Source organism: Halomonas sp. H2 (genome assembly GCF_050215315.1).
Taxonomy (GTDB): domain Bacteria; phylum Pseudomonadota; class Gammaproteobacteria; order Pseudomonadales; family Halomonadaceae; genus Vreelandella.
Genome location: NZ_CP189760.1, coordinates 3054870 through 3079439 on the forward strand (window position 1 = coordinate 3054870; position 24570 = coordinate 3079439).

Sequence of the window (24570 nt, forward strand, 5' to 3'; positions counted from 1 at the left end):
GCAATGGCTAGCCCGCGCAAAAAGCCCGCCCCCCGCCGTGGCGCCACCTCGCAACGCAAGTCCACCCGTAGCTCAGGCGGGGGCTTTCGCCTGCCCGGTTGGCTGTGGGGCCTTGCCGGCATGGCCGCTGGTTTCTTTTTGGCGCAGCACCAGCACGGCACCGCCCCCTGGCAAGAGCAGCCGAGAGAAGCCCCCCAAGCCACGGTGATGCCCAAACCCTCAGGCAGTGAAGAGCGCGCTGCCGCTCGGGAAACCGAGGAAGCCGCCGAGCCGTCGATGCCGACGTTTGAGTTTTACACGCTGCTGCCGGAAACCGAGGTCATTGCCCCAGGCGTTTCGCTGCCTTCCAGCGTTGTTCGCCCGGAGGCGCCAGCACCCACAGCGGATAGCGATACCGGCTCTGGTGCCGCAGGCGACGACCCTATCGCCCAGGTTATTGCGGCTAATACGCGCCCAGAGGATCAAGTATCGACCGCACGTCAGAATGAAGCGGCTACCAACACGCCGGGGCGCTATATGTTGCAGGCGGCTTCATTTCGTGAGGTAAACGACGCTGAACAGCTGCGCGGGCGGTTACGCAACCTAAGCCTACTGGCAGAAATCAGCGAAGTTCGAGCCGACGGCAATACCTGGCACCGCGTTCAAGTGGGGCCTTACGAGGATACCCGCGAGCTAAACCGCGCCCAGGATTTAATGAGCACCCAAGGCATCGAGCCGCTACTTATTCAACTGCAAAACTAATAAACCCACCTCTTGATCACCTGCGGGCGGTTGATTTTTCATCAGCCGCCCGCATTTTGTTGTGAATCGCTTTTTTTGCGGCTGCACAGAGCGGCTGATTAGTCATCGGGAGCGAGTCTCCCCCAAGGAGTTATCTCCATGACCACTATTGTTTCCGTACGTCGTGGTAATCAGGTCGCCCTCGCTGGCGATGGCCAAGTATCTCTTGGCAACACCGTTATGAAAGGCAATGCCAGTAAAGTACGCCGCCTTTATCGCGGCAAGGTGCTGGCTGGGTTTGCCGGTGGCACCGCCGATGCCTTCACCCTGTTTGAGCGTTTTGAAGCCCAGTTAGAGAAATACCAGGGCCATTTGACCAAGGCCGCCGTTGAGCTGGCCAAAGATTGGCGCACCGATCGCGCCCTGCGTCGCCTGGAAGCGCTGCTCGCCGTCGCCGACCACAGCGCCTCGCTGATCATTACCGGTAACGGTGACGTCGTTGAGCCTGAGCGCGGCATTATCGCCATTGGCTCTGGCGGCAACTTCGCCCAGGCCAGCGCCCGGGCACTGCTGGAAAATACCGAGCTGTCGGCGCGTGAGATTACCGAAAAGTCGCTCTCTATCGCGGGTGATATTTGTGTATTTACCAACCACCACGTGACACTCGAAGAGCTGTCGATCGACGGGCGCTAATTGCCCCACGCAATCCCCGCCGTCGCTCAATGAACACAAAGGTTACCTTTATGACTCAGATGACACCCCGCGAAATTGTTCACGCCCTAGATCAGTATATTATTGGCCAGCAGGATGCTAAACGCGCCGTCGCCATTGCGCTGCGCAACCGCTGGCGCCGTATGCAGTTGGATGATGACCTGCGCCCGGAAGTCACCCCCAAAAACATTTTGATGATTGGCCCTACTGGCGTGGGCAAAACCGAAATTGCCCGCCGCTTGGCTAAGCTGGCCAAAGCACCGTTTATCAAAGTGGAAGCGACCAAGTTCACCGAAGTGGGCTATGTAGGCCGCGACGTTGAGTCGATTATTCGCGACCTAATGGAAGCCGCGATCAAAATGGTGCGCGAGCAAGCTAAGGAAGAAGTTAGCCATCGCGCCGCCGATGCCGCTGAAGACCGCGTGTTAGACGCGCTCCTTCCACCGCCGCGCGGTCAGGAGGATAAGCCCCGTGAAGACAATGGCACCCGCCAAACCTTCCGCAAGAAGCTCCGCGAAGGCCAGTTAGACGATAAAGAGATCGATATTGAGATTTCTTCGCACGGTCAGGGCGTCGACATCATGACTCCGCCGGGCATGGAGGAGATGACCAACCAGCTGCAGAGCATGTTCTCCAACATGGGCCAGCAGAAGCGCGAAAACCGCCGCGTGACGGTCAAAGAAGCGCAGGTACTGCTGCGCGATGAAGAAGCAGGCAAGCTGGTCAACGAAGAAGAGATCAAGGCCCGTGCCGTCTACTCGGTTGAACAGCACGGCATCGTGTTCCTGGATGAGATCGATAAAGTTGCCAAAGGCAGCGGTCAGTCCAGCGGTGGCGAAGTCTCCCGCGAGGGCGTCCAGCGCGATCTGCTGCCGCTGATTGAAGGCTCTACCGTTTCCACCAAGTATGGCATGGTCAAGACCGATCATATTCTGTTTATCGCCTCTGGAGCGTTCCACCTATCGCGCCCGTCGGACCTGATTCCTGAACTTCAGGGCCGTCTACCGATTCGTGTCGAGCTCGACGCGCTAACGCCCAACGACTTCAAGCGCATCCTTACCGAGCCTTCCGCGTCGCTGACCAAGCAGTATCAAGCGCTGCTGGCTACCGAAGGGCTGGACGTTGAGTTCACTCCCGACGGCATCGAGCGTATCGCGCAGATCTCCTGGCAGGTCAACGAAGGCACCGAAAACATCGGCGCCCGCCGCCTGCACACGGTGATGGAGCGACTGCTAGAAGAAGCCTCTTTCAAAGGCGGCGATATGCACAGCCCGCTGCTTATTGACGCCGATTATGTCAATGCACAGCTGGGCGAACTGGCGGTCGACGAAGACCTGTCGCGGTATATTTTGTAAACTTCGTCAGTCACAGTAAGCCCGCTCTATGCGGGCTTACTGCTATGGTACTTAGCGAAAATGGTACTTAGCGAAATGCCACTTAGCGATGAGGCCTCATCATGAATGCTCCTACCCCTAACCGCGTTCACTACCATAAGCAGTCGCGTGAGTTGGAACTTGGCTACGCCAACGGCGAAAGCTATCGGCTACCGGTTGAATTTTTACGCGTCTACTCCCCATCTGCCGAAGTGCGCGGTCACGGCGGAGATACAGCCGTGCTGCAAGTAGGTAAAAAAGACGTCGGCCTGCAAAATATTACCCAGGCGGGCAACTATGCGCTGAAACTGCACTTTGACGATGGCCACGACAGTGGGTTGTTTAGCTGGAACTACCTGTATGAGCTCGCGACTCACCAAGAGGCCTACTGGAACAACTACTTGCAGCGCTTGAGAGAGGCCGGCGCCTCGCGTGAGCCTGCCAGCATTCAATTCAAGCAACTGTGATGGTATGACTCAGACAAGCTAGGCAGACAAGCCAGGGTGGACAAGGCTACAATGGCGTTAACTTTTAATCGCGTCGACCTCAAGGTCAAAAGACCTAAGGTTGATTTGCCATCGCCTCGAATTCGGGAGCTACTGCCCAATGAGCCCCACAGAAAAACGCACCACTGACGGTTCTCAAACAACCGACTTTGGCTTTCAGGAAGTACCGGTTGACGAAAAAGCCTCGCGAGTGGCCGACGTATTTCACTCCGTTGCCGCTCGCTACGATGTCATGAACGACCTGATGTCGATGGGCATCCACCGGGTTTGGAAACGCCTGACCATTGAGCGCGCTGGCGTACGCCCCGGCCACCACGTGCTGGATATCGCTGGCGGCACGGGCGATTTAACCCTTAAGTTTTCCCGCTTGGTTGGCCCGCGGGGCAAGGTAGTCCTGGCCGATATCAATGCCTCAATGCTCAAAGTGGGCCGCGACAAGCTGATCGATAACGGTGTGGGCGGCAACGTTGAGTATGTCCAGGCGAATGCCGAAAGCCTGCCGTTTCCCGATAACAGCTTCGACTGCATCACCATTGCCTTTGGCCTGCGTAACGTCACCGATAAAGACGCCGCGCTGCGCTCCATGGCCCGAGTACTCAAGCCCGGCGGCCGTTTGTTGGTACTGGAGTTTTCCAAGCCCAATAATCCGCTGCTCTCTAAAGCTTATGACGAGTACTCCTTCCGGCTACTGCCTAAAATGGGTGAGCTAGTGGCGGGCGACAGCGAAAGCTACCGATATCTGGCAGAGTCAATTCGTATGCACCCGGACCAGGAAACGCTTAAAGCCATGATGCAAGCGGCCGGTCTAGAGCGCGTCGAGTACACCAATTTAACGGGCGGCATCGTTGCGCTGCATCGCGGCATCAAGCTATGACGTTTCAAGCTATGACGTTTCAAACCATGACGTTTCCTGCCCTGACGTTGCCTGCCAAGAGGTCCGCATGCTGGTAACCCCGACCTTGCTATTGGCCGGTTGTGAACGCACGCTCAATGCCCTACTCGCCCGTGACCCCGCTGCCCCTGCGCGGTTGGCGGCATTGGCCGGTAGCCGTTTGCTGGTACGCCTTGAACAGCCGCACCTGGAACTGCTCATCCATTACCATTACAGCGGGCTCGATCTGATGCGAGCCGATGGCATGGATGAAACGGATGTGGACGCAGTAGTGGAGCTCACGCCAGAAACATTTTCAGAGTGGCTTAGTGGCGCCTCCATTGAGCGGCTAATGTTTGATGGCAAGCTGGCCGTGCGCGGGCGTACCCACCTATTAGAGGCGACCCGTGACCTGCTTTTTGATCTAGATATCGACTGGGAAAACGAACTGGCCCGCTGGTTGGGCGACATGCCCGCCCACTCACTGGCTGAAGGCTTGCGTCGCGCTGCCCGCTGGGGCCTGCGGGCGAAAGATGAGCTGATGCAGGATGTCTCGGAGTATGTCTTTGAAGAGGCACGCTTACTGCCAGGGCGGCAGCAACGCAACGTTTTACGCGAGCATCTAACCGAGCTGGAGGTAGCAACCGACCGCCTCGAAGCGCGTTTTAACCGCTTACAGCGGCGGCTAACACAGCTTCAGTCCGCCCTACAGGAAACGCGCCCATGAGCTTGCGACTGCTGCGTATAAGCTGGGTGATTACCCGACACCGGCTGGATACGCTGCTGCCCTTAGAGCGCCTGCCCTGGTGGCTACGGGCGCTGCTGTGGTTTTCTCCGCTACGTTTAGTGCCCATTGGCAAGCGCTCGCGGGGCGAACGATTGCGTTTAGCCTTGGAAGCCCTGGGGCCGATTTTTATTAAATTCGGCCAAATGCTGTCGACCCGCCGCGACTTACTGCCAGCCGATATCGCCGATGAACTAAAACGCCTGCAAGATCAGGTGCCGCCCTTTCCCGGAGATCAAGCGGTCGCCCGGGTCGAGAAAGAGCTAGAAATGACGTTGGAAACAGCCTTTGCTGAATTTGACCGTGTGCCGCTGGCTTCCGCGTCGATCGCCCAGGTTCACGCTGCCACACTGTATAGCGGTGAAGACGTGGTGGTGAAAATCATTCGCCCCGGCATAGACCGCATCATGCGCCAGGATATGGCATTGATGTACCAAGTGGCCAAGCTGCTGTCAAAAGTACCTGAAGCCCGCCGACTGCGCCCGGTGGAAGTTATTCGCGATTATGAAGCCACGCTATTTGATGAGTTAGACCTCTACAAAGAAGCCGCCAACACCTCACAGCTCAAGCGTAATTTCAAAGACTCTCCGCTGCTATTTGTGCCGACTATTTACTGGCCCTTTACCCGTCGTAACGTGATGGTGCAAGAGCGCATCCGCGGCGTGCCGGTCGCCGACCTGGACACCCTGATTGCCCGGGGTACTAACCTAAAAAAGCTCGCCGAGCGCGGCGTCGAAATCTTCTTTACCCAGGTGTTTCGTGACAACTTCTTCCACGCAGACATGCACCCTGGCAACATCTTCGTTAACTGCGACAACCCCGAAGACCCGCAGTACATTGCCATCGATTGCGGTATTGTCGGTAGCCTGACCCGGGAAGATCAGGACTATTTGGCGCGCAACCTGCTGGCGTTTTTCCATCAGGACTATTATGAAGTGGCCGCGCTGCACATTGAGTCTGGCTGGGTGGGTGAGAATACCCGCGCCAACGAATTCGCAGCAGCCATTCGTACCGTTTGTGAACCCATTTTAGAAAAGCCGCTCAAAGATATTTCGTTTGGCCAGGTGCTACTGGGGCTGTTTCAAACCGCCCGGCGCTTTAATATGGAAGTTCAGCCGCAGCTGGTGCTGTTACAAAAAACGCTGCTCAACATTGAAGGCTTAGGCCGCCAGTTGTATCCCGATCTAGACCTGTGGAGCACGGCGAAGCCCTATTTAGAGCAGTGGATGAAGGAGCGTGCCGGGGTCAGCGGTTTATGGGAGTCGCTGAAGCGCCAAGCGCCGGAGCTTTCGCACCAGTTGCCCGAATTGCCTGTACTCGCGCACCAAGCGCTCAGCCGTATGGAGCACGAGCATCGCCAGCGCCATCAGCAGGTTGACTCGATCAACGCCATGCGCGTGCAAATGGCGCGTCAGGGTAAGCGTCTGTATCGCCTGCGCCTTGGCTTGATTCTGCTGGCTATCGCCTTGGCCTGGCAGCCATTGAGCGGCTGGATTGAGCTGCAGGAGTGGCCCGTGCTGGCCGCTGCTGCCATCGGCCTACTGCTGTTGGTGTGGCAATAAGGCGCCGTGCATTAAACGTTTACAAGGATTCCCATGGACAGCAACCTATCGACCAGTACTTTTTCGACAAACCGTGCCTATGTGCTGGATACTCTCAATGAGGTACTAAAGCAGCGGCGTCATGCAGTAGCAGAAGAATCTTATGTTGCTTCCTTGCATCATAAGGGTTTGAACAAGATACTCGAAAAGGTTGGCGAGGAAGCCGCAGAGACACTGTTGGCTGCCAAAGATGCCGAACACGGTGGCGAGGCTGAGCGCCAGGCGTTAATCTCTGAAACCGCCGACCTGTGGTTTCACAGTTTGGTGATGCTGTCGCACCTGGACATGGACCATCAAGCTGTTTTAGACGAGCTGGCACGACGCTTTGGCATATCGGGACACGATGAAAAAGCCGCCCGCCAGTCAGAATAACCGTTTAGTAATGTCTAGAATGTAACATCGAAAGTTAACTTGCTCCCATGAGGAAATGCATATGTTAGGTGGTATTAGTATTTGGCAGTTGCTGATTGTTCTGGGCATCATCATCCTGGTTTTCGGCACCAAAAAACTGCGCAATGTGGGCACCGACCTTGGCGGGGCGGTAAAAGGCTTCAAGAAAGCCATGCACGATGAAGAGAAAAACAAAGAGGCTGATGAAGGCAGCGACCAGCCCCATGCCAAAGTGGGCCACGAAGAGCCTGGCAACACTTATGACGTTCAAGCCGAAGAGAAAAAGGCTGCTGAAAGCCGCCCCTCGGATGCCCACAACGAAGAGCGCAAATAAACCATGCTGGATATCGGTTTTCTTGAACTGATGCTCATCGGCATTGTTGGGCTGTTAGTACTTGGCCCGGAGCGGCTGCCGCGCGCCGCCCGCACAACGGGTATGTGGATAGGCAAAATCAAGCGCACGGTATCCGGTATGCAGCGTGAAATCAGCGCCCAGTTGGAATCAGAAGAGCTACGCCAAAAGCTAAATGAGCAGCAGCAAAAACTCGACGACAGCTTGAAAAAAGCCAAGCTGGACGTAGAGAGCATTGCCGACATCCCTTCTGCTTCAGACTCAACGCCGTCAGCTACTACGGCGGCACAGAACAAAACCGAGCAGCGCGTCGCCAAGGCCAGCGCGCGTCTAGATGACGCCCTCGAAACGGTGCGCGAAGAAGCCTCTGCGCCTGCCAAACAGGCTGATGTGGCTGGGCCTGAAACGGCTGACTCTGAAAAGGCGGCATTAAATAAGGATCGTAATCACCAATGAGTATGTCTGGCGATTCAAAGGAGCCGCGGGAAGAGCAGAGCCAAGCCCCCCTGATTGAGCACCTGATCGAGTTACGCTCACGGCTAATGCGGGCCGTGGTCGTGATTTTGGTGGTCTTTTTGGGCCTCTATTCCTTTGCCAATGATATCTACACCTTTGTGGCCGAGCCGTTGATGGCGCTGCTGCCCGAAGGTTCGCAGATGATCGCCACAGAAGTGGCCTCGCCGTTTTTAGCGCCGTTTAAGCTCACCTTGGTCGTGGCGGTGTTTATCGCTATTCCCTTTGTGCTGCATCAGGCGTGGGCGTTTATCGCACCGGGGCTGTATGACAAAGAAAAGGCGCTGGCGATCCCGATTCTGGTCTCGAGCATTGCGCTGTTCTACGGCGGTGCGGCGTTTGCCTACTACGTGGTTTTTCCGCTGCTGTTTGAGTTTTTCACCCAAACCGGGCCGGATAACATCGCGATAATGACCGATATTAACCAGTATTTGAACTTCGTCCTTAAGCTGTTTTTTGCCTTCGGCGTGGCATTTGAAATTCCCATCGCGACCTTTTTGTTAATTCTTTCCGGTGCGACTACGGTGGAAAGCCTGTCTAAAAAGCGCCCCTACATACTACTAGGCTGCTTCGTGGTGGGTATGCTACTAACACCACCGGATGTGATTTCCCAAAGCCTGCTGGCAGTCCCAATGTATCTGCTGTACGAAGTGGGGCTACTGTTTGGCCGCCTGGTGCGCAAACGCAAAGCCGAGCAAGAAGCAGACCTCTAGCCCTGGCCGTTGACTGGCAGCTAATTAAAAAGCCGCCGCCATCATCGATGGCAGCGGCTTTTATATGGTCCAGACTGTTTAAGTAGCGGCTAAATCCATCATTTCATTAATACGATCTACCAGCTTAAAGATACCGGTAGCGGCTTCGCTGATGCGCGTGGCCAGCATATACGCGGGAGTAGTCACCACGCGGTGTTCAAGGTCGACGACAATATCGTCTACCGCGCAGCTGCGGTGTAATCCGCCCATGGCGCTGATCGCCCCGGAAATTGCGGGGTCATTGCCCACCGTCACCGCAATGCCATCATCGAACAAGCGGGGCACTATGACGGGCGCAATACACATCAAACCAATCGGCTTGTTGTCGTGTCGAAAGCCGGTCAGCGCCTCTTTTAATGCCTCTAATACCTGCATATTGTCACCGGCGCTGGCAAAGTCGGACAAATTCTTGGCGACGCCAAAACCACCGGGCACGATCACGGCATCAAAATCATCCGCCACTAATTCGTCCAATGGACTAATATCACCACGCGCCAAGCGTGCAGACTCTTGCAGCACGTTACGCTGCTCACCTTCCACGACGTCTTGATTTAAGTGATTAACAACATGCTGCTCTATATCCGGGGCAAAACAACGATAACCAATACCCAACTGATCCAAACGCAACAACGTCAGCGTGGCCTCATAAATTTCCGAACCATCGTAAACGCCGCAGCCGGCTAAAATCACAGCTACCTGTTTGGCCATGCCTATCTCCTTATCCCAGGGTCTGCCGAACACAATACAGCAAAACAAGCGCTCACTTTAGTCAGTCTGCCGTGTCGCCACAAGACGGCTTTCGCCGCAGGGTATGGCTGATATACTCATCTCAGGCCTTCGGGCATGTTTATTTGCGATCCTTGATGTTCACGATCGCTGATTTTTACGACCTCTAATGGAGAGCCCCCTTGAGTACACCCACTGCCCGCCACTTTCCCGCCACGCGCATGCGCCGTATGCGCCGTGATGACTTCTCCCGCCGGTTGATGCAGGAAAACAGCCTGACTGCGTCAGACCTAATTCTGCCGGTGTTCGTTCTCGAAGGCACAAATCAGCGTGAAGCCGTGGCCTCCATGCCTGGCGTTGAGCGGCTCTCTATCGACCTGTTGATTGAGCAGGCTCGCGAGGCGTATGAACTGGGCATCCCGGCGCTGGCACTGTTTCCTGTGGTTAGCCCCGAGCACAAGAGTGAACTTGCCGAAGAGGCGTATAGCGCCAGCGGTCTCGTTCAGCGCAGCGTGCGCGCCCTTAAAGAAGCCCTGCCCGAATTAGGCATTATCACCGACGTGGCGCTCGACCCCTATACCAGCCACGGCCAGGACGGCATTCTTGATGAACACGGCTATGTGCAGAATGACCGCACAGTGGACACACTGCTTAAGCAGGCGCTTTCGCATGCTGAGGCCGGCGCCGACGTTGTCGCGCCTTCCGACATGATGGATGGGCGGATTGGCGCGATTCGCCAGGTATTAGAGCAAGAGCACCTGCACAACGTACGTATTATGGCCTATAGCGCCAAGTATGCCTCCCATTACTACGGCCCGTTCCGTGATGCGGTGGGGTCGGCCACCAACTTGGGTAAAGCAGACAAGCGCACCTATCAGATGGATCCGGCCAATAGCGATGAAGCGCTACACGAAGTAGCCATGGATATCGCCGAAGGCGCCGATATGGTGATGGTTAAACCCGGCATGCCCTACTTGGATGTGGTACGCCGGGTAAAAAGCGAGCTTCAGGTTCCCACCTTCGCTTATCAGGTCAGCGGCGAGTACGCCATGCATCGCGCCGCCTTTGACAACGGCTGGCTGGAAGCAGAGCCGGTGATCCTGGAGTCATTGATGTGCTTTAAACGGGCCGGTGCGGATGGAGTTTTGACCTATTTTGCCCTTGACGCGGCACGGCTACTGCAGCAACGCTAGGCAAAGCACAAAGATGACAGCAAGGTGACACTTGTTTGTCATCTTCCCCTCGTATACTGCGCTGAACTATGAGTATCAGGCTATGATACCTTCGAGCCATCGACGCGGGGTGATCCACCATGGACGAGCAAGCTACCGATTCCTTACCATTTTCGTCTACCGATCAAACCAGCAGCGACGGCGATATGCCGTTACGTATTAACCGCACCCCCACCGGGGTTCAAGCGCGTGAAGCGCTGCCTGAAACCGACCTTGATGACCCCCTGCTCTATTTTAATCGCGAGCTGTCGCACCTACAGTTCAATATCCGCGTGTTGGAGCAGGCGTTAGACGATGCCCATCCGCTACTGAACAGACTGATGTTTCTACTGATTTTCTCATCCAACATGGATGAGTTTTTCGAGATTCGAGTGGCGGGATTAAAGCACCAAATAGCCTTGGGCGACGACACGACCGCCGCCGATGGCCGGCTACCCAAAGCGGTGCTGGCGGAGATCTCGCAGCTTGCTCACGCGCAAATTGATCGCCAGTACCAGATACTCAACGACACCTTATTACCCGCGCTGGAAACCCACGGGCTACGCTTTCGTCGCCGCGATCAGTGGACCGATGAGCAGAAAGCCTGGGTTAAGACATTCTTCGATAATGAAATTATGCCGGTCATCAGCCCGATCGGGCTTGACCCTTCGCACCCCTTTCCGCGCCTGATCAATAAAAGCCTCAACTTTATTGTTGAGCTGGAGGGTAAGGATGCCTTTGGCCGCGCCGGTGGTATGGCGATTCTCCCCGCACCGCGCTCGCTGCCGCGCCTGATGGCACTGCCTAAAGAGGTATGCGAAGAAGGTTTTTCTGAGTATGTCTTTTTGTCGTCGCTGATTCATGCCCACGCCGAGGAGCTGTTTCCCGGTATGCGCGTGCGTGGCTGCTACCAATTCCGGCTGACCCGTAATGCAGACATGAGCGTTGACCCTGAGGAGGTCTCTGATCTGGCCTCAGCCCTGCGCGGCGAGCTGTTGGCGCGCCGCTACGGTAGCGGCGTGCGCTTGGAAGTCGCCGACAATTGCCCCGACGACTTAACCAACTTTCTGCTGCGCCAGTTTGAACTGGAGAGCGATGACTTATATCGCGTCAAGGGGCCGGTGAATTTAACCCGCATGATGTCGGTACTGGGTGATGTGGATCGCCCCGAACTGCTCTACCGGCCGTTTACCCCGAGTATTCCTAAAGCGCTAAAAGCGGGTAGTCTGTTTGACGCTATCGCCAAGAATGACATTTTTTTGCATCACCCCTTCCAATCGTTTACACCGATTGAAGACCTGCTGCGCGAAGCCGCTCGCGACCCCTATGTACTGGCGGTAAAGCAGACGCTTTACCGTACGGGCGCAGACTCCGCCATTGTTAACGCACTGGTAGAAGCGGCCAGACAGGGCAAGGAAGTCACCGTGGTCATTGAGCTGCGCGCACGCTTTGACGAAGCCGACAACCTACAGTTGGCTTCCCGCCTACAGGAAGCCGGGGCGATCGTCGTTTACGGCATCATGGCGTATAAAACCCATGCCAAAATGCTGCACATCGTGCGCCGTGAAAAAGGCGAGCTGTGCTACTACGCCCACCTGGGCACCGGCAACTATCACTCCAAAACCGCCAAGCTTTATACCGACTACAGCCTGCTGACCGCCAATAAGGCATTGTGCGCCGATGTCCACAAGGTGTTTCAACAGCTGTCGGGGATGGGCCGCGCGCGCAAAATCGATACCCTGCTCCATGCGCCGTTCACCCTTCATGAGCGGCTGGTGGAAATGATTGACCGAGAGGCGCAGCTGGCGCGGAAGGGCAAGCGCGGGCACATCATCATTAAGTGCAACTCGTTAACCGAGCCCAAGCTTATCAAAGCGCTTTATCGGGCTTCTCAGGCAGGCGTTGAGTGCGACTTGATCATTCGTGGCATGTGCTGCTTGAAACCGGGCGTGCCGGGCGTTTCCGAGAATATTCGTGTGCGCTCAATTATCGGCCGCCTGCTGGAGCACACCCGTGTGTTCCACTTCCATAATGATGGCAAGTCGGAGATCTGGTGCTCAAGCGCGGACTTTATGTCGCGCAATATGTTCCACCGTGTGGAAACCTGCTTCCCGCTGCTGGATAAGAAGCTCGCCACCCGGGTGCGCAAGGATCTCGAAACCTATCTGGTGGATAACTGCCAAAGCTGGCTGCTCCAGACCGACGGCAGCTACCGGCTTCAGGATCCGGGTGAAAGCGACGCCATCAGCGCTCAGGAAACGCTGCTCTACGCTTACGCCTCAAAGAGCTAAATGTAGAAAAACCGGGTGCTGAAAAGCGAACCTTCATAGCAAAACCCCCACTGCTTAGCGGGGGTTTTGCTGACCTCTAACCATTTACGAATAGCGTTGGCGCAACACTTTGGCAGCCTCGACCATATTGGCTAACGCTGGCTCTACTTCCGCCCAACCGCGGGTTTTCAGGCCGCAGTCCGGGTTGACCCATAGCCGCTCAGCGGGGATCTTTTCCAGCGCTTTTTCGATTAGATCGACCATCCAGCTCACCTCGGGAATATTCGGGGTGTGGATATCGTAAACCCCAGGCCCGATTTCGTTGGGATAAGCGAAGTCCTGGAAGGCGTCCAACAGGTGCATATCCGAGCGCGATGTTTCGATGGTGATGACATCGGCATCCAGTGCCGCGATTGCACCAATGATGTCGTTGAACTCCGAATAGCACATATGGGTATGAATTTGGGTGGCATCGGCTACGCCCGCCGCGCTTAACTGAAAGCTCTCGACCGCCCAATCCAGGTATGACTGCCACTCGTGCTGGCGCAGCGGCAGCCCTTCGCGCAGTGCCGGTTCATCGATTTGAATAACGCTAATACCGGCTTTTTCCAGATCCAGTACCTCATCGCGCAGCGCCAGGGCGATTTGGCGGCAGGTGGTTTCTCGTGGCTGGTCGTCGCGCACAAACGACCACTGCAGAATCGTCACCGGCCCGGTCAGCATGCCCTTCATGGGTTTGTCGGTCAGGCTCTGGGCGTACTCGCTCCAACGTACCGTCATCGGCGCAGGGCGGGAGACGTCACCAAAAATCACCGGTGGCTTAACACAGCGCGAACCGTAGCTCTGCACCCAGCCAAAGCGGGTAAAGGCAAACCCTTCGAGCTGTTCGCCAAAGTACTCCACCATATCGTTACGTTCGGCTTCGCCGTGCACGGGAATATCAATATCCAGCGCTTGCTGGCGCTCAACAGCGTAGGCAATTTCGGCCTGCATGCGGGCTTCGTAGTCAGCAAGCGCCAGCTCACCGGCTTTAAAGGCGCGCCTAGCGGCGCGAATGTCATTAGTTTGCGGAAAAGAACCGATCGTAGTGGTGGGAAATAGCGGCAGATTGAGCGCGCGCCGCTGGGCCTTGGTGCGTTCGGCGTAAGGTGCCTGTCGCTGGCTGTCAGCGAGGCTAATCGCCGCTAAGCGGGCATTCACCGCAGGCTGGTGGATACGGCTAGATTCACGCCGCGCATCTAGCGCACGGGTAGCCTCATCCAAACGCAGTTCATCCGCGGGCGTTGCCCGGTTATCGATCAAGCGCGTCAGGGTGACTACCTCGGCAAGCTTCTGCCGCGCGAAGGCCAACCAACTGATTAGCTCATCACCGAGCTCCGTTTCTTGCGCTAAATCTACCGGTACGTGGAGTAACGAGCAGCTTGGCGCCAGCCAAAGCCGCTGCCCCAGACGCACTTTTAACGGCAGCAGGCGCTCGCGCAGAGCAGCCAAATCAGCCCGCCAGATATTGCGGCCATCGACAAAGCCAACCGATAGCACCTGATGCGGGCCAATACGGTCTATCACAGCGTCTACTTGCTGAGGCGCACGCACGGCGTCAACGTGCAAACCCGCCACGGGCAGGCGAGTGGCCAGCGATAGATTGTCGCCTAGGCCACCGAAGTAGGTCGCGACCAACAGCTTTAACGGCGCCGCCTGTAGGCGATGATAAGCGCGCTCATAGGCCTGCTGCCACTGAAGTGGTAGATCCTGCACCAGCGCAGGTTCGTCCAGCTGAACCCACTCGATACCTTGGGTGGCAAGTCGCGCTAATATCTCGCTGTACACATTGAGCACGCTGTCTAATAGGGTCAGCCGATCAAAGTCACTGCCCTTGGTTTTGCCCAACCATAGCCAAGTCAGCGGGCCCGTCAGCGTTACCTTGGGGGTAAAGCCTGCACGTAACGCTTCATCCACTTCGTCAAACAGGCGGTTGGATGCCAGGCTAAACGTTTGCCCTTCGTGCAGCTCGGGGACCAGGTAGTGGTAGTTGGTATCGAAGTATTTGGTCATTTCACAGGCCGCGGCGGGCTCACCGCTGGGCGCGCGACCGCGGGCCATGCGAAAGGCGGTATCGAGGTCGATATCGCCACCCGCAACTTCCGCCTGGGCGTTAAAGCGTGCAGGCACCGCCCCCAGCGCCACTGACACGTTAAGCACTTGGTCGTAAAATGCGAAATCGCCCACGCTCACAAAATCCAAGCCAGCATCCTGTTGGGCTTGCCAATGGCTCAGACGTAACTCACAGCCGGTACTTTCAAGCTCGCTACGCGTGCATTCGCCTTTCCAATAAGCCTCAGTAGCTTTTTTTAGTTCGCGCTGAGCGCCAATACGGGGATAGCCGAGAATATGAGAAACTGTCATGATAAAACCTACTGACGTGAATGATTTCACACAGTCTGGGCACCGCCACCTAATGAATCAAACTAAAGTTTTTAATACTAATGATGAAAAATACTCACAATGATTGAACTGCGACATCTACGCACGCTGCTCGCTCTACGCGAAACTGGCTCTCTGGTCGAGGCAGCCGATCGCGTACATTTGACCCAGTCGGCACTCTCGCACCAGCTTAAAGATTTAGAGAGCCGCGTGGACAGCGCGCTGTTTGTACGCAAGACCCGCCCGGTAGAATTTACCCGTGCGGGGTTACGCCTGCTCGCCTTAGCCGACCAGGTGCTGCCTGAGGTGCGCAAGGCAGAGCGTGACTTGGCTCGCTTAGCCGGCACCGAACAGGGCCGTTTGCATATGGCCATCGAGTGCCATAGCTGTTTTCAGTGGCTGATGCCGACGGTGGACTATTTTCGTGATCACTGGCCGGAAGTGGAAATCGATATTCCCAGTGGCCACCACTTCGACCCGCTGCCGGCGCTTGCCCGCGAACAGCTAGACCTCGTCATTACCGCCGATCCTCAGCCCCTTGAAGGTATTCACTATGCACCGCTGTTTCGTTACGAAGGCTTATTAGCGGTCGCGCGACAGCACCCGTTTTCAGGTCGTGGGTTTATTGAGCCCCAGGCACTAGCCGAAGAAACGCTAATTACCTATCCTGTTGAGCAATCCCGCTTGGATATTTTTACCCAGTTTTTGCAACCGGCGAATGTGCGCCCGAGAGAAATCCGCACCGCTGAATTGACGATTATGATGATGCAGTTAGTGGCTAGCGGTCGTGGCGTCTGTGCACTGCCCAACTGGGCGCTGACCGAATATTTAGAGCGTGATTACGTGTGTGCGGTGAAGCTAGGCGAGCACGGAATTTGGAGTACCCTGTATGCGGCGATTCGCGAAGAGACGCGGGAAGCGCCTTGGATGCAGGATTTCTTACGCACCGCACGGGAGACTTCCTTTGCGGTGCTATCGGGGGTTAAGCCAGCGGATCGCGACGCGGAACCAGCAGCGTAAAGCGGGCGCCACCCAAGGTGGGGCTGGAGTCGACGGTGACACTGCCGCCGTGCCCAGCCATAATTTTGTGTACAATCGAAAGCCCTAACCCGTAGCCGCCGGAGCTGCGGGCGCTGCGGGCGCGGCTGTCATCCAGCCTAGCGAAAGGCTTGAAGATATCGGCTCGCGCTTCGAGGGGAATCCCAGGGCCGTCATCTTCAACGTCAATACGCACCAAGTTAGGCTCATCCCATAGCTGAATCACCACCTGAGACTTAGCATGGCGACAGGCGTTGCCGACTAAATTTTGTAGCGCTCGCTGAAAATAGCGCGGCTCCGCCTGCAGCTCTATTTCAGCGCTAGGTGCCAGGGTCAGCGATAACTCTTTATGCAGCGGCGAAAGCGTATCAATCACCCGCTCGGCCATCGCGCGGCACTCCACCAATGCCGTTTCGAGTTCAGCACCGTTCACCGTTTCACCGCCTAAGCGTGCATAGGTGAGGATTTCATCGACCAGTTCATCAAGCTCGGCAATATCCGCATCAATGCCCTGCAGCTGGTGTCGAATGGCGGGCTGGTCGGTCATATCCTCGACCATTTGCACGGCAAAGCGAATGCGCGCCACCGGGGTGCGCAGCTCGTGGGAAACCGCCCGAATCATCTCTTGCTGGCCACGTAGAAGGCTCTGCACCTGATTAGCCATGCCGTTAAATGCCATACCTAAACGGCCTAAAAAATCACCGCTTTCTACTTTTACCCGGGTTTCCAAACGACCGCTGGCAATCCGTGTTGCGGCTAATTCAAGCCGCGCCATACGGGCTTCAATGCTGCGCATAATCAAATAGATAATCAGGCTGAGGACAATCATCAGGCCAATTAATAGCGGTAAGTGTAAGTTTGCTGGCAGCGTGTCGCCACGGGAGATAGGCCCCGCTTGCAACCACTCAGATTCACCGGGCAGCTGGTAGAGCAGCGTAATTGAGAGATCATCGGAGACTAGTTGGGTCACAACACTGCCGCTTTCCAACTGCCCTTGCTGCTGCGCCGTTAGCCCCGTTGGCAGCGAGGACAGTAGCTGCAGCGGCCAGCTACCGGTGCGTAGCTCAGCGATAAGATCAGTGCGCTCCAAAGGCAGCGCAGCGAGCCAGTCGCCCAGCAGCACAATGCTGCCGTGCCATTGGTGTTCGCTCCAGTCATCTAGCCGGGCCTGCAGTAGCCAAGAATCGCCAGGTAGGCGCTGCTGCAATAGCCAGGGGTTTTCATCGACTAGGATTTTGCCCTGTTCCAGGCGCGAGCGTTCAAAGTAACCTAAATCGGCACCGTTAATGGGCTGCAGGGTTAACTGCAAATCTAGCTGCTCAGCAAAACGATCAAGCACGGCCGTTCGCTGTCCCTCAGGCGTGTTCACCAGTTGGCGCGTCATCAACGACATCGGCAGCGCGGCGAGCTGCTCACGGTAGTCTTCGCGGCGCACTTGCTCGATAAATGAACGACCCGCTAAGGCGATGATGAATACCACCAACAGCGCTAAGCCCAGCAACACATAAAAACGTAAAAACGAGCCGTTACTGAGCACCCGCCGCATGATGCCGCCCCTCTTGGTATTCAACTGTCTTTGACGAAGAGATAACCTTTGCTGCGCACGGTTTTGATCCGGTGAGGCTGATTAGGGTCATCGCCAATTTTGGGCCGAATACGTGATACGCGAACATCGATAGAACGATCCTGACCGTCGTATTTAATTCCCCGTAAATCGCTGAAGATTTCTTCACGGGTGAGTACTCGGCCTGCGTTGCGGCCGAGTAACCAGAGCAGGTCAAACTCGGCGCTGGTTAAGTCGATACGCTCACCAGACAACCAGGCTTCGCGGGTGGCATTATCGATTTCCAGATTTTCAAAGCGCAGCCGCATTTCACCGTCCGGAGCAGGCCCATCGGCGCGACGTAGCAACGCTCGCATACGTGCAAGCAGTACCCGTGGCTGAACCGGCTTCGGCACGTAGTCGTCGGCACCCATTTCGAGACCCAGCACCTGATCCAAATCGTCCGTACGGGCAGTCAGCATCATAATGGGGCCGGCAAAATTGGGCCTGACACGACGACAAATAGCTAAGCCATCTTCGCCTGGCAGCATTAAATCTAAAATCACCAAATCGGGCTGCAGGGTTAAAATACGCTCCACCCCTTTTGCCCCGTCGGCCTCCAGCGTTACTTGGAATCCATTCGCTTTCAAGTAATCACGGGTCAGCTCGGCCAAACGCTGGTCATCTTCAATAATCAGGACATGATCTTGATCGGGATATTCAGGCGTAACAGGTTCTTGCGACTCAAGCGCCTGAAATTGCTGTTCCAAGTGGTCAACCATCCTTTTTATGCACTCCGCTTAGGCAGTTTATTTCTTCACCTGCTCGCCCAGCTTCATCGCAGGCGCCCTGTTGTTGGCTCTCAGGATAACTCAAAATCATCAAAACACCTGCTTCTGTCGTTACAATTGCGCTTATTGATGGTGGGATATAGCCTGAAACTTGATTCTCACATCCGCGGACGCTACTGTTGAAGCGCTAACTGTCGACAATTTGACAGGAGGAACCTGCCATGGAAAGTAGCAAAACGAGAAGTGTGGTTAAACGTGTTTACGTTCCGACCCAAGTGCGCGACCTGCCGAATGGGGAAAAGTTAAAAATCCCAGGGCATTACAAAGCGCCACCCGGTGAAGGTAACGACACCAGTGCGTAATGTACGACGTAATGTACGATTGAGTAATATCTACTAAAGCATACCAAAAAGGCAGGCCATCAGTGGCCTGCCTTTTTTGACTGAATCTTTCAGCCAAGCTATCACTGCCACATACCGCTTGAACTCACTGCTCAGGCAGGCTCAATACCATCTCGCCCGCCTGGATCTCAATCGATAGCAGATTCAAAAAGCTCATGCCGAGCAGAACGGTATCGCGCTCCATGCCGGGGCTAATTGACCCCTGCACATTTTGCACCTTTAGGCCTCCCAGCGAAACCTCAGCGAGTTCGGTTAGCGATCCTTCCACCCGGCCATTGGCAGTATTAAACCAAGCACTACGCCCAGGCTCCAGCCCCAACTCACTTGCCAAGTCGGCAGGAATCGCCACATACGTAGCGCCTGTGTCGAGTAAAAACATGACCGGCTCACCGTTTATGCGCCCCGGCGACTCAAAGTGCCCGGCACGGTTGCGCTTTAGGGTGACCGGTTCCCCCGCCGGTAGCGTACTCACTATATTGGCGTTGGGGCGCATCATCTCTTCCAGGCCACCGTGTATCCACCAAGTGCCTACCGCCATAAGCAGTACCCAAAACAGCAGCATCATGACGATGCCACCTCGTTGTGCGGTTTGACTTGCCATGTGCGTTGCCATACTCCACCTCGCTGAGGTAAGGGCGCCTTGCCAAATCAATTATTGGCTTTCCCAGGCGAGCGCAGCCTCCCTGCCGCGGCGCTCATTGACTTTGGCACAAATCAGCATCGCGATAATAAACAGGGCAACACATAAGAGAATAGACGCTTGCAAACCAATCAACGTTTGCAGCACCCCGAGCACTACAATCCCAAATACCCCTGCCAACTTATTGGCCAACCCCCAAAAACCGAAAAACTCTGCAGATTTAGCCAGCGGGGAAAACAGCCCGACCAAGGCTCTACTTGCCGATTGACTGGAGCCCAAACTCAGCCCCGCCAAGCAGCCCACCACCAAAAATACGTACTGAGCCTGCCACTGCACGTCAAAATTTCCATTCACCCACTCAGTGACTTCTGGCGTTGCCCAGATGGCAATAATGGCTAGAATCCACAACCCCAGAGTCATTTGGTAAGTGCGCTTGGCGCCAAGCTGGTCCTGCAACCAACCAAACCCCAAGGCACCTGCGGCAGCGGTGACCTGGACAATAATGAACATGATATTGCGTACGCTTTCATCCCAGCCAATCACTTGAGCGCCATAGATAAACGCGAAAGCAATGATGATGTAGACCCCCGCCATTGAGAACAGCAGTGAAATCAAAAAGACGGAAAGGTCTTTAAAATGGCGCAACTCATTAAAGGTCGCCGAGATACGATGCAAAGCAATATGACGATAAGAGACGCCGCGTGGCTGGGGTGCCCCCCGCTCATTTAGCCACAGGAAAGTCGGAATAGCGGTAAGCAGAAAGAAGCCAGCGGCAAAAGGCCCCACCCAGCGGATGCGTTCAAAATTATTGGCGCTTGCCTCGCCCAACACCACCAGAGTGAAACCCGCCGCAAATAGCCCACCAATGTAGCCTAGCGCCCAGCCAAAGCCGGAAATTTTACCTAATGCTTCGGGTGGCCCAAGCTCGGGTAAAAAAGCGGCAATAAACGACTCACCCATAGAGTAGGCGTAGTTAGACAACACAATCAGTAATAGGCCAATAATCACGTAGCCGGGCTCAACGAAATAGAGCATAGCCGTGGTGACCACAGTGGCTAGATAGCTAACCAGCAGAAAGCGTTTTTTCTCGGCCCGGTAGTCCATGATTGCCCCGCACAGGGGCGCGGTAATCACCACCATTAAATAACTGATGGCCAGGGCAAGGCTCCACAAAAAGTTAGCTAGCCGGAAATTATCGCCACGATCTCCCACAATCACGGTGGTAAACAGCTCGCCAAATACCACGGTAATAATCAGCAGTGTGTAGGCCTGATTGGCAAAATCAAACATCGCCCAGCCGAAGATCTCTCGACGCGATGCGTAGGCATCAGTCGCTTTAGCAGTTGTCGCAGGCAGCATTGGGTTTCTCTCGCAGGGGGAGCCGTAAGCCTAGCAGCTAGAACCGCCAAGGTACCACGACTTGCGTTGGCAGATTAGAGATGGCGATAGGTAGGCACCGAAAACGCACCGCCCGGCGTAAAGCCGGGCGGTGCGGAGAAGCGAGTTGTGCAAAGGACGCATACAGCGGCGAATCTCAGAGCAGCCAGTGCGCTATCACGGCAGCGATACCAATGACCATCGCCGTCAGTACCGCCACAGTGACCACCCGATCAAGCCAGCGATCAAAGGCGACCCCCTTGGGCTGCTTTCGCGTCGCTCCGTGGCGTCCTTGCCGGGCCATTAGCACCGTCGCTCCATGTCTAGCTGCTCCCGAAATAATCAGCTCCCACAATTGAAAGCTGACTTATGCCGTTTGGCGCTAACTATTAATGCGCCGATTGACCACGCTTGGCGCGCGACGCAGGCGCTCTTCCTCTCCTAGCAGTTCAGCTTCAAAGGCATCGGCGCCCACTGGCGTTTCGCCATGGCGACGATAAAGCTGGGTCAGCATAGCTTTGCGGTCTGCGCGTAGCTCCTGGACTAATACAAACACCATCATATACAGAATAAAGGTGAACGGTAGTGCCGATAGCACCGATGCCGATTGCAGTCCCGTTAAACCACCGGATGCGATCAGCGTGAGACAGATAGCGGCGATTAGCACACCCCATATGACACGCTTATACAACGGTGGATTAATCGAACCGTTATCGGTCATCTGCGCCACGATATACGAGGCCGAGTCGGCGGATGTGACCAGGAAAATAAAGATCAGCATCATCGCAACCACCGAGAGCACGCCGGTAAACGGCATCAGCTCGAACATCTCAAACAGCGCTACGGTGATATTATCTTGTGTCGCGGCAGCTAGCCCAACATCGGTTCCATTCAACTCCATATGTAGCGCTGCACCACCGAACACACCAATCCACAAACAGGCCAGCAGGGGCGGTACAAACAGCACCCCGAACACATACTCTTTAATAGTACGGCCACGGGATACGCGGGCAATAAAGGTACCCACAAAAGGCGACCAAGCAATAACCCACGCCCAATAGAAAATCGTCCAGCTGCTCGCCCACTCATTATCACTATAGGGCGAAATACGCAGGCTCATGCCGATAAAGTTCTGCAGATAATCACCGATTCCCACCGTGATGGTTTCTAATATCGCCACCGTAGGGCCAGTGAACAGCACATACAGCATCAACCCAATGCATAAAACCATATTCAGATTAGACAGGCGTTTAATGCCTTTATCCAAGCCCGACCAAGTCGATGCCATATAGGCGCAGAACATTACGAAAAGAATCACAAACTGCCAAAAACCGTTCTCCGGCAGGCCAAAAACGGCGTTTAAACCACCATTCATCTGCAGCACACCCAACCCAAGCGACGTGGCTACCCCCATGACGGTAGCAACCACGGCAAACACATCCAACCAAGAGGCGTAGGGGCGAATGTTAGGATTTTTCGCGGTTATCGACGACAGCACGGAAGAGACAAGCCCTGCCTGTCCTTTACGAAACTGGAAGTAGGCAATAATTAAACCAACGATCGAGAAAGCCGCCCACTGGTGTATCCCCCAGTTAAAATAGCTGTATTGAATGGCGTAACGGGCAGCCGCTTCGGTTTCGGCGGTTCTATCGCCATAGGGCGGCTCGATGAAGTGAAACATGGGCTCGGCCATGCCATAGAACACCAGCCCGACACCAAAGCCCGCGGCCAGCAGCATGCTAATCCACGAGAAAAACGAGTAGTTGGGGCGACTGTCCTGGGGACCTAAGCGCACCTTGCCGTATTTACTCAGCGCCAGACCAAACAGAAAAATGACAAAACCAAAAACTGAAAACAGGTAAAACCACCCAAATAGCCCGGTAATCGTGGTCAGTGCTCCCTCAGCCGCGTTGGCAAACCCTTCAGGAAATGACGCTCCGACAATTACCAAGCCAAAAATAATCACCACCGATGCGATGAATACCGACTTGCCTCCATGATTAGCCATATAACCGTCCTGTTAGATGAGCTCTGTTTAGGTAAGCACAGCGTATTGAGCGCATGCTTGTACAACGAAACTTGTCGTGTACAGCTTAATGGTAACAGTTGAAAAAACTAAGCGCATGTACGTAGAAAATGTACGTAGGAACTGTACGTGGAAACTGTTACCTAGCGAATAACGACACTCCTGCCCGTTACTGCCAAGCAGTGAACTTGCTAGAGCAACTGTGTTCCAATGGGTGCGAATAACCGATGGAGGCTCTTATGCCACAGATGAATCGCGACCAACGCAACGCAGCATGGCAAGCGGCTAACCAATGGCGCGCCCGTGCAGCGCAGACCCAACCCACTGGCTTGGCAGGCAGTCTAAAGCTGCTGCTCACCTGGCTGGCGTTTGGCGCGTTGATGATAGTCGGCGTGGTACTCGGCCTGTTTTTCTTGCTGATTGGCTGGGCGATGATGCCATTTATGCGCCATAAAATGAAAAAGCGCATGGAACAGATGCGCGCCCAACAGGCGCAAGATATCGGCGGTGGCTATTCTTCCCCACACCACCGTCCAGATCATCAGGACGCGTTAGAAGGTAGCTATGAAGTTAAAGATGAGCGTTAGTTAAGCAATTAGTCACTTTTTCGCGCCACACTTAAGCTCTGCGTAACGAGTTCTGTCTCATTTATTACATCGGCGCATAAACCCAGGTAAATGTCGCGGCTAGCGTAAGCGGCATTACCACCAGACTCCCCAGGTTACCAATCAACACCAGCGAGGCCACCTTTTGCGGCGCCAGCTGGTACTGCTCTGCGACCAAATAATTCAGTACCGCGGGCGGCAGCGCGGCAAATACCAGCAGCACTGCTGCCTGCAGGGCATTGAGCGGCAGTAGCCACATTAACGGCAATGCAATCACTAATCCGGAAAGCGGGCAAAGCACCGCCCCCAACAGGCCTGTGCGCCAATCGCTAAAGTCGATTTCCAGCAGCCGTACTCCCAATGCAAACAGCATAAGCGGAATACACACACCGCCCAGCATATGCATGGCCTCCAGCAGCCAGCCCGGTAGCGGCAGCCCGCTGATATTTACCATCAGCCCCGCCAAACTCGCCAACACAATGGGCATGCGCAGAATTCGCCACAGCGAAGTGCGCGGGTTCAGCATATAAAGCCCGACTGAAAAGTGCAGCAGCATTTCGACCATAAACACCACCACCGCGGCGGGTAACGCGTCAGGACCGAATGCCAGCACTAACAGCGGCACGCCCATATTGCCCGCATTATTGAACATCATGGGCGGAAGAAAGGTTTTGATATCCAGCTTCAGCCACTTTGCCAGCGGCCACAACACAAGCCCTGAGCCCAGTACCACTGCAACCGCGGCCGTGGCAAGCCAGACGTATTCAGCTAACGGTGCTTGACGATCAGCCAGCACGGCAAACACCAGCAGCGGGACGAACAGCTCCATGTTGAGTGTATTAAGACTGCGAATATCGGGGGTTCGATAACGCCCGTAGGCGGCGCCACAGCCCGCGATTAAAAACACCGGCAACAGCGTGGCCAGAATTTGTCCAATCATGCGGCCTG

General features: G+C 55.4%; 24 protein-coding genes. 15 read left to right on the forward strand and 9 right to left on the reverse strand.

The annotated features are described in order from the left end of the window. Positions 1–3 precede the first annotated feature (3 nt). The 11 genes from ACQE2I_RS14195 to tatC all read left to right on the forward strand — a co-directional run bounded on the left by ACQE2I_RS14195 (position 4) and on the right by tatC (position 8534). Positions 4–741 (forward strand): SPOR domain-containing protein, encoded by a 738-nt coding sequence (locus ACQE2I_RS14195; RefSeq protein ID WP_427028701.1) that lies wholly within the window; start codon positions 4–6, stop codon positions 739–741. A gap of 138 nt (positions 742–879) precedes the next feature. Next, entirely contained in the window at positions 880–1413 is a 534-nt protein-coding gene (gene hslV / locus ACQE2I_RS14200; RefSeq protein WP_035585510.1) for an ATP-dependent protease subunit HslV, read from the forward strand. Positions 1414–1463: 50 nt separating this feature from the next. Next, complete coding sequence (gene hslU / locus ACQE2I_RS14205) at positions 1464–2786, forward strand: ATP-dependent protease ATPase subunit HslU (RefSeq protein WP_427028702.1); 1323 nt, start codon at positions 1464–1466, stop codon at positions 2784–2786. A 101-nt stretch (positions 2787–2887) separates the two neighbouring features. Continuing rightward, positions 2888–3271, forward strand: a complete 384-nt coding sequence (locus tag ACQE2I_RS14210; protein ID WP_427028703.1) for a gamma-butyrobetaine hydroxylase-like domain-containing protein — start codon at positions 2888–2890, stop codon at positions 3269–3271. A 139-nt stretch (positions 3272–3410) separates the two neighbouring features. Continuing rightward, the gene (ubiE, locus tag ACQE2I_RS14215) at positions 3411–4184 is read left to right on the forward strand and encodes a bifunctional demethylmenaquinone methyltransferase/2-methoxy-6-polyprenyl-1,4-benzoquinol methylase UbiE (protein ID WP_427028704.1); all 774 of its coding nucleotides are present in this window, start codon (positions 3411–3413) and stop codon (positions 4182–4184) included. A 67-nt stretch (positions 4185–4251) separates the two neighbouring features. Further along, positions 4252–4908 carry a ubiquinone biosynthesis accessory factor UbiJ gene (locus ACQE2I_RS14220; RefSeq protein WP_427028705.1) on the forward strand — a complete coding sequence of 219 codons (657 nt, stop codon included), beginning with the start codon at positions 4252–4254 and terminating at the stop codon, positions 4906–4908. Then, positions 4905–6527: a ubiquinone biosynthesis regulatory protein kinase UbiB gene (ubiB, locus tag ACQE2I_RS14225; protein ID WP_427028706.1), complete on the forward strand. Its 1623-nt coding sequence runs from the start codon at positions 4905–4907 to the stop codon at positions 6525–6527. The genes ACQE2I_RS14220 and ubiB overlap by 4 nt, the downstream gene beginning before the upstream one ends. 33 nt (positions 6528–6560) lie before the next feature. Further along, positions 6561–6938 (forward strand): phosphoribosyl-ATP diphosphatase, encoded by a 378-nt coding sequence (locus ACQE2I_RS14230; protein WP_427028707.1) that lies wholly within the window; start codon positions 6561–6563, stop codon positions 6936–6938. Between the two features lie 61 nt (positions 6939–6999). Next, positions 7000–7290: a Sec-independent protein translocase subunit TatA gene (gene tatA, locus ACQE2I_RS14235; RefSeq protein WP_427028708.1), complete on the forward strand. Its 291-nt coding sequence runs from the start codon at positions 7000–7002 to the stop codon at positions 7288–7290. A 3-nt stretch (positions 7291–7293) separates the two neighbouring features. Continuing rightward, complete coding sequence (tatB, locus tag ACQE2I_RS14240) at positions 7294–7764, forward strand: Sec-independent protein translocase protein TatB (RefSeq protein ID WP_427028709.1); 471 nt, start codon at positions 7294–7296, stop codon at positions 7762–7764. Beyond that, positions 7761–8534 (forward strand): twin-arginine translocase subunit TatC, encoded by a 774-nt coding sequence (gene tatC, locus ACQE2I_RS14245; RefSeq protein WP_427028710.1) that lies wholly within the window; start codon positions 7761–7763, stop codon positions 8532–8534. Before tatB ends, tatC begins: the two co-directional genes overlap by 4 nt. A 78-nt stretch (positions 8535–8612) precedes the next feature. Here tatC and elbB read toward each other — a convergent pair whose 3' ends face one another. Further along, positions 8613–9281 (reverse strand): isoprenoid biosynthesis glyoxalase ElbB, encoded by a 669-nt coding sequence (gene elbB / locus ACQE2I_RS14250; protein WP_427028711.1) that lies wholly within the window; start codon positions 9279–9281, stop codon positions 8613–8615. 200 nt (positions 9282–9481) lie between these two features. Here elbB and hemB point away from each other — a divergent pair, with 200 nt between their 5' ends. Together hemB and ppk1 are read left to right on the forward strand one after the other, a co-directional pair. Further along, the gene (gene hemB / locus ACQE2I_RS14255; protein ID WP_427028712.1) at positions 9482–10492 is read left to right on the forward strand and encodes a porphobilinogen synthase; all 1011 of its coding nucleotides are present in this window, start codon (positions 9482–9484) and stop codon (positions 10490–10492) included. A gap of 119 nt (positions 10493–10611) precedes the next feature. Then, positions 10612–12801 carry a polyphosphate kinase 1 gene (gene ppk1, locus ACQE2I_RS14260; RefSeq protein ID WP_427028713.1) on the forward strand — a complete coding sequence of 730 codons (2190 nt, stop codon included), beginning with the start codon at positions 10612–10614 and terminating at the stop codon, positions 12799–12801. 84 nt (positions 12802–12885) lie between these two features. On the opposite strand, the gene metE is transcribed toward ppk1, so the two are convergent. Continuing rightward, positions 12886–15183, reverse strand: a complete 2298-nt coding sequence (metE, locus tag ACQE2I_RS14265; RefSeq protein ID WP_427028714.1) for a 5-methyltetrahydropteroyltriglutamate--homocysteine S-methyltransferase — start codon at positions 15181–15183, stop codon at positions 12886–12888. A gap of 99 nt (positions 15184–15282) precedes the next feature. Here metE and ACQE2I_RS14270 point away from each other — a divergent pair, with 99 nt between their 5' ends. After that, on the forward strand, positions 15283–16221 hold the full coding sequence (locus ACQE2I_RS14270; RefSeq protein ID WP_427028715.1) for a LysR family transcriptional regulator: 939 nt from the start codon (positions 15283–15285) through the stop codon (positions 16219–16221). Here the strand turns inward: ACQE2I_RS14270 and ACQE2I_RS14275 are convergent. The 6 genes from ACQE2I_RS14275 to ACQE2I_RS14300 form a co-directional block, all read right to left on the reverse strand. After that, positions 16184–17785 carry an ATP-binding protein gene (locus tag ACQE2I_RS14275; protein WP_427028716.1) on the reverse strand — a complete coding sequence of 534 codons (1602 nt, stop codon included), beginning with the start codon at positions 17783–17785 and terminating at the stop codon, positions 16184–16186. The genes ACQE2I_RS14270 and ACQE2I_RS14275 overlap by 38 nt on opposite strands. A 20-nt stretch (positions 17786–17805) precedes the next feature. After that, complete coding sequence (locus ACQE2I_RS14280; RefSeq protein ID WP_427028717.1) at positions 17806–18564, reverse strand: winged helix-turn-helix domain-containing protein; 759 nt, start codon at positions 18562–18564, stop codon at positions 17806–17808. Between the two features lie 495 nt (positions 18565–19059). Further along, complete coding sequence (locus ACQE2I_RS14285) at positions 19060–19575, reverse strand: retropepsin-like aspartic protease family protein (RefSeq protein WP_427031482.1); 516 nt, start codon at positions 19573–19575, stop codon at positions 19060–19062. 51 nt (positions 19576–19626) lie between these two features. Further along, positions 19627–20973, reverse strand: a complete 1347-nt coding sequence (locus tag ACQE2I_RS14290; RefSeq protein WP_427028718.1) for an MFS transporter — start codon at positions 20971–20973, stop codon at positions 19627–19629. 175 nt (positions 20974–21148) lie between these two features. Next, on the reverse strand, positions 21149–21295 hold the full coding sequence (locus tag ACQE2I_RS14295; protein WP_427028719.1) for a hypothetical protein: 147 nt from the start codon (positions 21293–21295) through the stop codon (positions 21149–21151). A 78-nt stretch (positions 21296–21373) separates the two neighbouring features. Continuing rightward, the gene (locus ACQE2I_RS14300; protein ID WP_427028720.1) at positions 21374–22999 is read right to left on the reverse strand and encodes a BCCT family transporter; all 1626 of its coding nucleotides are present in this window, start codon (positions 22997–22999) and stop codon (positions 21374–21376) included. A 257-nt stretch (positions 23000–23256) separates the two neighbouring features. Here ACQE2I_RS14300 and ACQE2I_RS14305 point away from each other — a divergent pair, with 257 nt between their 5' ends. After that, positions 23257–23604, forward strand: coding sequence for a hypothetical protein (locus tag ACQE2I_RS14305; protein WP_427028721.1), 348 nt, complete (start codon positions 23257–23259; stop codon positions 23602–23604). 64 nt (positions 23605–23668) lie between these two features. On the opposite strand, the gene ACQE2I_RS14310 is transcribed toward ACQE2I_RS14305, so the two are convergent. Further along, positions 23669–24562 (reverse strand): AEC family transporter, encoded by an 894-nt coding sequence (locus tag ACQE2I_RS14310; protein WP_427028722.1) that lies wholly within the window; start codon positions 24560–24562, stop codon positions 23669–23671. Positions 24563–24570: the final 8 nt, after the last annotated feature.

Excerpts from the sequence above, each read along its gene's own strand:
- ACQE2I_RS14195 (WP_427028701.1), top strand. The coding sequence starts at position 4 with ATGGCTAGCCCGCGCAAAAAGCCCGCCCCCCGCCGTGGCGCCACCTCG.
- hslV (WP_035585510.1), top strand. The coding sequence starts at position 880 with ATGACCACTATTGTTTCCGTACGTCGTGGTAATCAGGTCGCCCTCGCT.
- hslU (WP_427028702.1), top strand. The coding sequence starts at position 1,464 with ATGACTCAGATGACACCCCGCGAAATTGTTCACGCCCTAGATCAGTAT.
- ACQE2I_RS14210 (WP_427028703.1), top strand. The coding sequence starts at position 2,888 with ATGAATGCTCCTACCCCTAACCGCGTTCACTACCATAAGCAGTCGCGT.
- ubiE (WP_427028704.1), top strand. The coding sequence starts at position 3,411 with ATGAGCCCCACAGAAAAACGCACCACTGACGGTTCTCAAACAACCGAC.
- ACQE2I_RS14220 (WP_427028705.1), top strand. The coding sequence starts at position 4,252 with ATGCTGGTAACCCCGACCTTGCTATTGGCCGGTTGTGAACGCACGCTC.
- ubiB (WP_427028706.1), top strand. The coding sequence starts at position 4,905 with ATGAGCTTGCGACTGCTGCGTATAAGCTGGGTGATTACCCGACACCGG.
- ACQE2I_RS14230 (WP_427028707.1), top strand. The coding sequence starts at position 6,561 with ATGGACAGCAACCTATCGACCAGTACTTTTTCGACAAACCGTGCCTAT.
- tatA (WP_427028708.1), top strand. The coding sequence starts at position 7,000 with ATGTTAGGTGGTATTAGTATTTGGCAGTTGCTGATTGTTCTGGGCATC.
- tatB (WP_427028709.1), top strand. The coding sequence starts at position 7,294 with ATGCTGGATATCGGTTTTCTTGAACTGATGCTCATCGGCATTGTTGGG.
- tatC (WP_427028710.1), top strand. The coding sequence starts at position 7,761 with ATGAGTATGTCTGGCGATTCAAAGGAGCCGCGGGAAGAGCAGAGCCAA.
- elbB (WP_427028711.1), bottom strand. The coding sequence starts at position 9,281 with ATGGCCAAACAGGTAGCTGTGATTTTAGCCGGCTGCGGCGTTTACGAT.
- ppk1 (WP_427028713.1), top strand. The coding sequence starts at position 10,612 with ATGGACGAGCAAGCTACCGATTCCTTACCATTTTCGTCTACCGATCAA.
- metE (WP_427028714.1), bottom strand. The coding sequence starts at position 15,183 with ATGACAGTTTCTCATATTCTCGGCTATCCCCGTATTGGCGCTCAGCGC.
- ACQE2I_RS14270 (WP_427028715.1), top strand. The coding sequence starts at position 15,283 with ATGATTGAACTGCGACATCTACGCACGCTGCTCGCTCTACGCGAAACT.
- ACQE2I_RS14275 (WP_427028716.1), bottom strand. The coding sequence starts at position 17,785 with ATGCGGCGGGTGCTCAGTAACGGCTCGTTTTTACGTTTTTATGTGTTG.
- ACQE2I_RS14280 (WP_427028717.1), bottom strand. The coding sequence starts at position 18,564 with ATGGTTGACCACTTGGAACAGCAATTTCAGGCGCTTGAGTCGCAAGAA.
- ACQE2I_RS14285 (WP_427031482.1), bottom strand. The coding sequence starts at position 19,575 with ATGGCAAGTCAAACCGCACAACGAGGTGGCATCGTCATGATGCTGCTG.
- ACQE2I_RS14290 (WP_427028718.1), bottom strand. The coding sequence starts at position 20,973 with ATGCTGCCTGCGACAACTGCTAAAGCGACTGATGCCTACGCATCGCGT.
- ACQE2I_RS14295 (WP_427028719.1), bottom strand. The coding sequence starts at position 21,295 with ATGGCCCGGCAAGGACGCCACGGAGCGACGCGAAAGCAGCCCAAGGGG.
- ACQE2I_RS14300 (WP_427028720.1), bottom strand. The coding sequence starts at position 22,999 with ATGGCTAATCATGGAGGCAAGTCGGTATTCATCGCATCGGTGGTGATT.
- ACQE2I_RS14305 (WP_427028721.1), top strand. The coding sequence starts at position 23,257 with ATGCCACAGATGAATCGCGACCAACGCAACGCAGCATGGCAAGCGGCT.
- ACQE2I_RS14310 (WP_427028722.1), bottom strand. The coding sequence starts at position 24,562 with ATGATTGGACAAATTCTGGCCACGCTGTTGCCGGTGTTTTTAATCGCG.